Genomic DNA, 9,355 nt, shown 5'->3' on the forward strand with positions numbered 1-9,355 from the left:
GCCCTACCCGCACCTGGATCAGCTTAATCCCGGCTCCGCCTCGCTCGGCAATCCGGATTCGGCGGATTCGTGAAAAAATTCATATATCGGCGGAACGCCTGCCCGCGGCGCGGACGCTGCCGAGGCGGCCGACGGCCTCGAAGGCGCGGAGCGCGAGGAGCGGGGGCAGGCGGCGGGCCATGGCGGTCTCGGATGGGGGCCGGGAGGCGGGATCGGGCGAGGCGGACCCTAGCACGGCGGCGCCGCGGGCAGGCGTTCCGCCGATATATGAATTTTTTCACGAATCCGCCGAATCCGGATTGCCGAGCGAGGCGGAGCCGGGATTAAGCTGATCCAGGTGCGGGTAGGGCCGGGGGACACTGGCCAAGGCGCGCCGGATTTTGGTGGGGGAGAGAATTTCATGCCGGTATTGACGGGCACGGCGGCGGCTGACCGGATCGTCGGCAGCGCCGATGCGGACCAGATCTATGGCCTCGACGGCAATGACACGCTCTATGGCGGGGATGGTGACGACCTGCTGGTCGGCGGCAGGGGCAATGACGGGATGGCCGGCGGCAACGGGGACGATGTCTATGAGGTCGACGCGGCCGGCGACCGGATCGTGGAACTGGCGGGCGAGGGCATAGATGGTGTCCGGGCCTGGATCAGCCATCGGCTGACCGACAATGTCGAAAATCTGACCTTGGTCGGCGCAGAGAATCTCGACGGCGTCGGTAATGCTCAGGACAACAGGATCGGCGGCAATGCGGGCGCCAATCTGCTGTATGGATTGGCCGGAAGCGACCTGCTGTCCGGCGGCGCCGGCAACGACAGGCTCTTCGGCGGGGACGGCATCGACTACCTGTACGGTGGGGCTGGCGACGATGTCCTCGATGGCGGCGTCGGCACCGACCGCATGGAGGGCGGGGCAGGCGACGATGTCTACGAGGTCGACACGGCCGGCGACCGGGTGGTGGAGCAGGCGGACGAGGGCATCGACGGCGTTCGGGCCTGGATCAGCCATCGGCTGACCGAGAATGTCGAGAATCTGCTGCTGCTGGGCACGAGCGATCTCGACGGCGTCGGCAACGCGCTGGACAACAGGATCACCGGTTCTGCCGGGGGCAATCAGCTGTATGGGCTGGCCGGAAATGATGTGCTCTCCGGCGGTGCGGGCAACGACAAGCTCTTCGGCGCCGACGGCATCGACTACCTCTATGGCGGGGCCGGAAATGATGAGCTGGTTGGTGGCGTCGGGACCGACCTCATGGATGGAGGGAAGGGCGACGACATCTACGAGGTCGATTCGGCCGGTGATCGGGTGGTGGAACTGGTTGCCGAAGGCATCGATAGCGTCCGGGCCTGGGTCAGCTATCGGCTGGGCACCTATGTCGAGAATCTAACACTGCTTGGCACAGACGATCTGGATGGCATCGGTAACGCGCGGAACAACATTATCACCGGCAACGCCGGAAACAACGTGCTGGACGGGGGTGAGGGGGCAGACATTCTGGCCGGTGGCCAGGGCAACGACGTCTATTACATCGACGCGTTCATCGACCAGGTTGTGGAACAGGCCAACGGGGGCATCGACGAAATCCGGATACGAAATGATGGCTTCACCATCGCTCTCCCCGACACCATCGAAAATGTGAGACTGCTCACCGACGGCGGCGCGGATGCCTATGGCAACGGACTGGACAACGGCATGGTCGGCGGCGGCTGGCGGAACATGCTGAGCGGCTTGGCCGGAAACGACATCCTGATGGGAGAAGGGGGCGACGACACCCTTTATGGTGGCGTTGGCAGAGATCGGCTCTATGGCGGCTCGGGTGATGATGAACTCCATATCGGCGAGGATCTTGCTCTTGATGCTCGCAAAGGTATTGTAGCTGGAGAGGTCTATGATGGAGGGGACGGCATAGATAAACTTAGAGTTGTTCAGAACGACTTTCCTGATAGCGGTGTTGATCTCGCCGATATAGACTTGTCCATAGTCAATATATCGAACATAGAGAGTTTAACGAGCCACTTTCATACGACTAAGCTTTCGACCTCTCAAATGTCTTCATTTTCTGAGGTTTTGGCGAATGAAATTGAAATTACAAATGGTGGCTATGTTGATCTTTCTGATATGAGTATCCAATTCAATTGGATAAACCTATCAAATTTCGGTAATATATTGATTTTTGGTCCCGGTCCTTTCGGATCGATAAATATCGGAATTTCTTGCGGGGCTGGCGACGACACTCTTGTCGGTGCAAATTCATATGGAACAATTAACGGCGAAGGTGGAGATGATGAGATTACGGGTGGTGACGTAGACAATCAATTTTTTGGCAACTCCGGAGATGACATTCTTCATGGCGAAGCCGGAGACGATGTCCTTGGTGGTGGCGAGGGCAACGATCGTCTCGAAGGTGGATCCGATAGTGATGAATTTACATTTTCTAGTGTGAATTCTGGACTGGATACCATCACGGATTTCACCTCATCGCAAGGCGACAAACTGGCTTTTTCAAATATGCTGCACGGCACCTTCAGCTACCTGGGGGCGGCTGCTTTCACCGCTAATGGCAGCAGCGAGGCCAGATTCGCCGGCGGGCAGGTGCTTGTCGACGTGGATGGCAATGGCGAGGCGGACATTGCGATCAACTTGACCGGGATCACCAGCGCCTCGCAACTCCACGCCTCCGACTTCATGTTCTTCTGACAGCTCCCTGCCGGGCGGGCTCGCGACAAGCGGCCCATCCGGCAGAGCTGTGTCGATCGTGCCGGGGGCGCGGTACGGCCGGAAGACATCGACCATAGCGTGGCAGGTATTGGAAAAGGGGAGGGATGTCATGGCAGTGTTTTCGGGCACGTCGATCGCCGACAGGATCGTCGGCAGCGCCGAGGCGGACCAGATTTATGGTCTCGATGGCGACGACAAGCTTTATGGCTCGGCCGGCAGCGACTGGCTGATCGGTGGCGCGGGCGCCGACATTCTCGTCGGCGGCCTCGGCGACGATTCCTACGACGTCGACTCCGCCGGCGACCAGGTGGTGGAGCGGGCGGGCGAGGGCACCGACCGGGTGCGGGCCTCGGTCAGCCACCAGCTGGCGGCCAATGTCGAGATCCTGACCCTGACGGGCATGGCCGACATCAACGGCTTTGGCAACGGGCTGGACAACACGATTCTCGGCAATGCCGGGAACAATGTCCTCAACGGCGGCGCCGGCGCCGACGCGATGGCCGGAGGCAGAGGCGACGATATCTACGATGTGGACTCGAGCGGCGATCGGATATCGGAGGCGGCAAACGAGGGCCACGACCGGGTTCGCGCTTTGGTCAGTTGGCAACTTGGCGCCAACGTCGAGGATCTGACCCTCGGCGGCAGCGGCAACCTGATCGGTATCGGGAACGCGCTGAACAACACGATCATCGGCAATGCCGGCGATAATGTCTTGAATGGCGGTGCTGGTAGTGACCTGCTGATCGGCCGAGCCGGCAACGATGTCTATGACGTGGACTCCCTCGGCGATCGGGTCCAGGAAGCGGCGGACGAGGGCTATGACCGGGTCCGGTCGTCGGTCAGCTTCGAGCTGGGAGCCCATATCGAGGAACTGAACCTGATCGGTTCGGGTTCCATCAGCGGCACCGGTAACGCGTGGGCCAACACGATCATCGGCAATGCTGGAAACAATGCGCTCAACGGCGGTGCCGGCAATGATGTCGTTATCGGCGGTGCCGGTGCCGATATTCTAGGTGGTGGTGTCGGCATGGACCGTATCTATGGAGGTCTGGGCAATGATACCCTTAAAGTTGGTTGGGCCAATTATGAGGGAGGAATTGTTATCGACCCTCGATTGGATGCTACTACGGGGGATGTTTTTGATGGTGGCGACGGGAATGACATTCTTTTTATAGAAAGTGATTTTGGCACACCTGTCGATATATCTGGAATTTCTATCTATAATATTGAAACATTGACAAGCTATGCCAAAATTATTAAGATTTCAGTTTCACAAATATCGCATTTTTCAACGATCGGGGGGAATACGATTAAAATCTCCGATGGTGGAGAGGTTGATTTTTCCGGAAAGCATGTGGGTGCGCTTGATATTATCTTGTCAGATGAGGGAAATAGTTTGCTGCTCGCACAACCCTGGACGGGCATTGCGGGACCATCGATTCATGGAGGGGCGGGGGCTGATATTATTGTTGGCGGAGATAATGGCGGCGAGATTTTCGGAGGCGGCGGGGACGATAGTATTGTCGGCGGATCTTACTCAGATTTTATAAATGGAGGGCAAGGAAATAATTATCTCGCTGGCGGCGCTGGAGGGGACTGGTTTATATTTACCGGAGACAATGAAGGAATTGATACCATTTCAGACTTTAATTCATCGACAGGTGATAATTTGCGATTCAAGGGTTTGTTGCACGGATATTTTACCTATCTCGGGTCAGGCGCTTTTACCGCTGACGGAAATAGCGAAGCGCGGTTTGCGGACGGGCATGCTCTCGTCGACGTAGACGGCAACGGGACCACGGACATCACCATCAAGCTGAACGGTTTCACGAGTGCATCGCAACTTTTTGCCTCCGACTTCGTGTTCTATTGATGGCTCGAGGGGCGGAGACCCGGCGTCTCCGCCCCGCATTTCCCGAATGCTGCGTTGCAGCATTCGTATGACGTTTGCCTGAGATAAGCGCGCATCCTAGGGGCGACATCCCGTCACCGGATCCGCCCCTCATGCCGCTGCCGCTCTTCGCCCTGGCCGTTGCCGCGTTCGGCATCGGCACCACCGAGTTCGTGATCATGGGCCTGCTGCCCGATGTGGCGCGGGACCTCGGCGTCACCATTCCGGCGGCCGGCATGCTGGTCTCGGGCTATGCCCTCAGCGTCACCATCGGCGCGCCGATCGTCGCGCTGCTGACAGCGAAGCTGCCGCGCAAGACCACGCTCCTGGGGCTGATGGGCGTGTTCATCCTCGGCAACCTGATGTGCGCCCTGGCGCCCGACTACTGGTCCCTGATGGCGGCGCGGGTGCTGACGGCGCTGTGCCATGGCGCCTTCTTCGGCATCGGCGCCGTCGTCGCCACCGGGCTGGTGCCGCGGCACCAGCGGTCCCGCGCCGTCGCGCTGATGTTCTCCGGCCTCACTTTGGCGAACGTCCTGGGCGTGCCCTTCGGCACCGCGCTGGGCCATGTCGCCGGCTGGCGCGCCACCTTCGGCGCCATCGTGCCGATCGGCATCGCCGCGGCGCTGGCCATCGCCTTCATCCTGCCGCGCGATCGCGAGGCGCCGGCCGGCAACCTGCTCTCCGAATTCTCGGTGCTGCGCAAGCCGCAGGTGCTGCTGGCCATGGCGCTCAGCATCCTGTCCTCGGTCAGCCTGTTCACCGTCTTCACCTACATCACGCCCATTCTCGAGACCGTCTCCGGCCTGACGCCGCAGGGCGTCACCACGGCGCTGCTGCTATTCGGCGTCGGCATCACCGTCGGCAACCTGTTCGGCGGCCGCCTGGCCGACTGGCGGCTGATGCCGGCGGTGATGATCAGCTTCACCGCCCTGGCCGTGGTCTGCGCCGGCTTCGGCCTGGCCGCGCCGATGATGGTGCCGGCTGTCGCAGCGATGGTGCTGTGGGGCGTGGTCCAGTTCAGCCTCGGCGCGCCGCTGCAGACCCGCGTGGTCGACCAGGCGCATGAGGCGCCGAATCTGGCCTCGACCCTGAACCAGGGCGCCTTCAACCTCGGCAACGCCGCCGGCGCCTGGCTCGGCGGCGCCGCGATCACCGCCGGCATGCCCTATGGCCAGATCCCCTATCTCGGCGCCGCGGTCGCCGTGGTCGGCCTCGCCGTCGCGGTGCTGTCCTACGCGCTGGACAAGCGCGCGCCCGCACTCGCCTGAGGCGATCCGCCCCGGCTTGATCCGCGTCGATGGCAAGCTCAAGTAAGCTTGAGCATCAGCCGCGACGGATCAAGCCATGGACGGAGTCCTGACCATCAACCAGGTGGCGCGGCGCAGCGGTGTCGCCGCCTCGGCGCTGCGCTACTACGAGGAGCGGGGGCTGATCCGGTCCGAGCGCGCCGGCTCCGGCCACCGCCGCTTCCCGCGCGCGGTGCTGCGGCGGATCGCCTTCATCGTCTTCGCCCAGCGCCTCGGCATGTCGCTGGAGGAGGTGAAGGCCGAGCTGGACAAGCTGCCGACCGACCACATCCCCACTGGCGAGGACTGGGCGTGCCTCTCGGGCGGCTGGACCCGGCGGATCGATGAGCGGATCGCGGAGCTGGAGCGGTTGAAATCCGGCCTGGCCGGCTGCATCGGCTGCGGCTGCCTGTCGATGTCGACCTGCGGCCTGGTCAACCCGGCGGACCGTGCCGGCCGTCTCGGCCCCGGGCCGCGCTTCTGGGTCGGCGACAAGGCGGTCGAGCGCAAGCCTCGAGGGTAGGGGTCAAGCCTTCTTCCAGCGCTGCAGCAGGTCGGTCACTCGGCCGAAGGCGAGGTCGGCCAGCACCGCCAGCGTGCCCACCACCACGGCGCCCTGGATGACATAGGCCAGGTTGTTGCCGTTCAGCCCGACGATGATCGGCGTGCCCAGGGTGCGGGCGCCGACGGTGGAGGCGATGGCCGCCGTGCCGATGTTGATCGCGACCGAGGTGCGGATGCCGGCCAGGATCACCGGCGCCGCCAGCGGCAGCTCCACCGACCACAGCCGCCGCGCCGGCCCCATGCCCATGCCCTCCGCCGCGTCGCGCGCCGCCGGCGGCACCTGCTCCAGCCCGGCGATGGTGTTCTCCACGATCGGCAGCAGGCCGTAGAGCGACAGGGCGATCAGCGCCGGCCAGGCGCCGAAGCCGAGCAGCGGCACGGAGATCGCCAGCACCGCCACCGGCGGGAAGGTCTGGCCCATCGCCGTCACGGTCTCGACCAGGCCGCGGAACTCGGCCCCGGCGCGGCGGGTGACGAAGATGCCGGCGGCGACGCCGATGACGATCGCGATCAGGCTCGACGCCCCGACCAGCGCGACATGCGCCACCACCAGGGCCGGGAAGCTGTCGGCCTCGTAGAAGGGCCGCTCCAGCTGCGGGAACCAGGCGGCGAAGAGCGGTTTGGTCAGCGGCAGGCCGAAGACCAGGGCGGCGAAGCCCGCGGCCAGCCAGAGCAGCGGGTCGCGCCAGGGCCGCCAGCCCGGGCGGATGGTATCCGCGGCGGCGGGCCGGGCGACGCTCATGCCCGCACCAGATCGTCGAGATGCAGCACGCCCAGCGGCTTGCCGTCGGCCGCCGCCACCGGCGCGCTGTCGGCATGGCGCGCCACCAGGATCGACAGGGCGGTGCGCAGCGAGGCGTCGGCCGGGATCGGCGCGCCCTCCGCCGGCTCGCCGGGCCGCGCCCGGTCCGCCGCCGTCTCGGTCGCCAGCAGCTTCAGCCCGAGGTCGTCGCGGCCGATGAAGTCGCGCACGAAGTCGTTGGCGGGGGAGAGCAGGATCTCGCGCGGGCTGCCCAGCTGCACCAGCTTGCCGTGATCGAGGATGGCGATCTGGCTGGCCAGGCGCAGCGCCTCGTCCATGTCATGGGTGACGAAGACGATGGTCTTGCCGGTCTCGCGATGGATCCGGGCCAGCTCGCCCTGCAGCGTGTCGCGGGTGATCGGGTCCAGCGCGCCGAAGGGCTCGTCCATCAGCAGCACCTCGGGGTCGGCCGCCAGCGCCCGGGCGACGCCGACCCGCTGCTGCTGCCCGCCGGACAGCTGGTGCGGGTACTTCGCGGCAAAGCGCGGGTCGAGCTGCAGCAGGTCCAGGAGCTCGCGCACCCGGCCGTCGATCCTCGCCTGCGGCCAGCCCAGCAGGGTCGGCACCGCGGCGATGTTGCGCGCCACCGTCCAGTGCGGGAACAGGCCGATCGACTGGATGGCATAGCCCATGCGGCGGCGCAGCGCCTCGGCCGGGATCTTCGTCACATCCTCGCCGCCCACCCGGATGCTGCCCTCGCTGTGCGGGATCAGCCGGTTGATCATGCGCAGGCTGGTCGACTTGCCGGAGCCGGAGGAGCCGATCAGGGCGCAGAAGGCGCCGTCCGGAATGATCAGGGTCAGGTCGTCGACCGCCTTGATGCCGTCGAACTGCTTGCTGACATGGTCGAACTCGATCATGCGGCTCTCCTCGCCGAAGACGGCGCTTGCAGGGCGGCGACCAGGATGCGGAACACCGCGTCGACCGCCACCGCCATCAGGATGATCGGCAGGGCGCCCAGCAGCACCAGGTCCAGCGCATTGGCGAACAGCCCCTGGAACATCACGGCGCCGAGGCCGCCGGCGCCGATCAGCGCCGCCACCGCGGTCAGGCCGATCGCCTGGATCAGGGTGATGCGCAGGCCGGACAGGAACACTGGCAGGGCCAGCGGCACCTCGACCTTGCGGAAGATCTGGCGCCTTGTCATGCCGATGCCGCGGGCGGCGTCGATCACCCCGGCCTCGACCTGGTCCAGCCCGGCGGCGGTGTTGCGGGCGATCGGCAGCAGCGAATAGAGGGTCAGGGCGATCACCGCCGGGGTGATGCCGATGCCGCTGATGCCGAGCCAGGGCAGGGCCTCGGACAGGGCGGAGAGCGGGGCGATCAGCAGGCCGAACAGCGCGATCGACGGCACTGTCTGGATGATGCCGAGGATCGAGAAGATCGGGCCGCGGGCAGCGGTAGAGCGGTGGGCGGCGATGCCGAGCGGCACGCCGATCAGTAGCGTCGGCACCAGCGCCAGCCCGACCAGCAGCAGGTGGCGCAGCACCTGCGGGGCGAAGACGCCGTGCTGCTGGACGTATTCCTTCATCAGCGACAGCTGGTCGACCGCGCCGCCGGCGATCAGCGCCGCCACCGGCACGGCCAGCAGCAGGGCGGTGCCCAGCCGGGCCAGCGGGCCCAGCCGAAGCCGGCGGGCCGCGTCGGCCGCGGCCAGCAGGGCGGCCAGAGCCAGCACCCAGAATCCGGCGCCGAGCGAGGTGCGGGCCGAAGGCCGGGCGCCGACGGCCAGCAGTTCCGCCTGCCTCCCGGCCAGCCAGACCAGGCCGATGGCGATGCCGATGCCGGCCAGAAGCTGCACCACCAGCGTCCCCCGGCGCGACGGCACGAAGGCCCCGGCCAGCAGCAGGGCGGCGGCGGCGATCGCCACCGGCCCCCAGGGCGCGGCAAGGTCGAGCGCGCCGATCGGCCGGCCGGACAGCAGCCGGTTCGGCGCGTTGGTCAGGACCGGCAGCGCCAGCACCCCGGCCAGCGCCACCAGCCCCAGCACCAGCAGCACGCGGTTGCGGATGACGGTCATGGCGAGGAAGCCGGCCGTATCGGTTCTTGCTCGAACCGCGCCCAAAAGAGTCCCCCCTCCCCTTGCGGGAGGGGGG

7 protein-coding genes are annotated in these 9,355 nt (G+C 65.3%); 4 read left to right on the forward strand and 3 right to left on the reverse strand.

Features of this window, described 5'->3' with window-relative positions; translation table 11 throughout:
- Positions 1-400 precede the first annotated feature (400 nt).
- The 4 genes from BWR60_RS38825 (at position 401) to soxR (ending at position 6,416) form a co-directional block, all read left to right on the forward strand.
- Positions 401-2,692 (forward strand): calcium-binding protein, encoded by a 2,292-nt coding sequence (locus BWR60_RS38825; RefSeq protein ID WP_088157726.1) that lies wholly within the window; start codon positions 401-403, stop codon positions 2,690-2,692.
- A 130-nt stretch (positions 2,693-2,822) separates the two neighbouring features.
- Entirely contained in the window at positions 2,823-4,586 is a 1,764-nt protein-coding gene (locus BWR60_RS34785) for a calcium-binding protein (protein ID WP_088157728.1), read from the forward strand.
- 131 nt (positions 4,587-4,717) lie between these two features.
- Positions 4,718-5,875, forward strand: a complete 1,158-nt coding sequence (locus BWR60_RS34790; RefSeq protein WP_088157730.1) for an MFS transporter — start codon at positions 4,718-4,720, stop codon at positions 5,873-5,875.
- Between the two features lie 76 nt (positions 5,876-5,951).
- Positions 5,952-6,416: a redox-sensitive transcriptional activator SoxR gene (gene soxR, locus BWR60_RS34795; protein ID WP_088157732.1), complete on the forward strand. Its 465-nt coding sequence runs from the start codon at positions 5,952-5,954 to the stop codon at positions 6,414-6,416.
- 3 nt (positions 6,417-6,419) lie between these two features.
- Here the strand turns inward: soxR and BWR60_RS34800 are convergent, their stop codons facing one another.
- From BWR60_RS34800 to BWR60_RS34810, 3 genes are read right to left on the reverse strand one after another with little or no spacing between them, the layout of a single operon-like run.
- Complete coding sequence (locus tag BWR60_RS34800) at positions 6,420-7,199, reverse strand: ABC transporter permease (RefSeq protein ID WP_088157734.1); 780 nt, start codon at positions 7,197-7,199, stop codon at positions 6,420-6,422.
- Positions 7,196-8,119: an ABC transporter ATP-binding protein gene (locus tag BWR60_RS34805; RefSeq protein WP_088157736.1), complete on the reverse strand. Its 924-nt coding sequence runs from the start codon at positions 8,117-8,119 to the stop codon at positions 7,196-7,198. The genes BWR60_RS34800 and BWR60_RS34805 overlap by 4 nt, the downstream gene beginning before the upstream one ends.
- A complete protein-coding gene (locus BWR60_RS34810) occupies positions 8,116-9,279 on the reverse strand; it encodes an ABC transporter permease (RefSeq protein WP_088157738.1) in 1,164 nt (387 codons plus the stop codon). Before BWR60_RS34810 ends, BWR60_RS34805 begins: the two co-directional genes overlap by 4 nt.
- Between the last annotated feature and the right edge of the window lie 76 nt (positions 9,280-9,355).

The organism is Inquilinus limosus (genome assembly GCF_002195995.1).
GTDB classification, from domain to species: domain Bacteria; phylum Pseudomonadota; class Alphaproteobacteria; order DSM-16000; family Inquilinaceae; genus Inquilinus; species Inquilinus limosus_C.

Coding starts and splice junctions, on each gene's coding strand:
- BWR60_RS38825 (WP_088157726.1), top strand. CDS start 401: ATGCCGGTATTGACGGGCACGGCGGCGGCTGACCGGATCGTCGGCAGC.
- BWR60_RS34810 (WP_088157738.1), bottom strand. CDS start 9,279: ATGACCGTCATCCGCAACCGCGTGCTGCTGGTGCTGGGGCTGGTGGCG.
- BWR60_RS34790 (WP_088157730.1), top strand. CDS start 4,718: ATGCCGCTGCCGCTCTTCGCCCTGGCCGTTGCCGCGTTCGGCATCGGC.
- BWR60_RS34805 (WP_088157736.1), bottom strand. CDS start 8,119: ATGATCGAGTTCGACCATGTCAGCAAGCAGTTCGACGGCATCAAGGCG.
- BWR60_RS34800 (WP_088157734.1), bottom strand. CDS start 7,199: ATGAGCGTCGCCCGGCCCGCCGCCGCGGATACCATCCGCCCGGGCTGG.
- soxR (WP_088157732.1), top strand. CDS start 5,952: ATGGACGGAGTCCTGACCATCAACCAGGTGGCGCGGCGCAGCGGTGTC.
- BWR60_RS34785 (WP_088157728.1), top strand. CDS start 2,823: ATGGCAGTGTTTTCGGGCACGTCGATCGCCGACAGGATCGTCGGCAGC.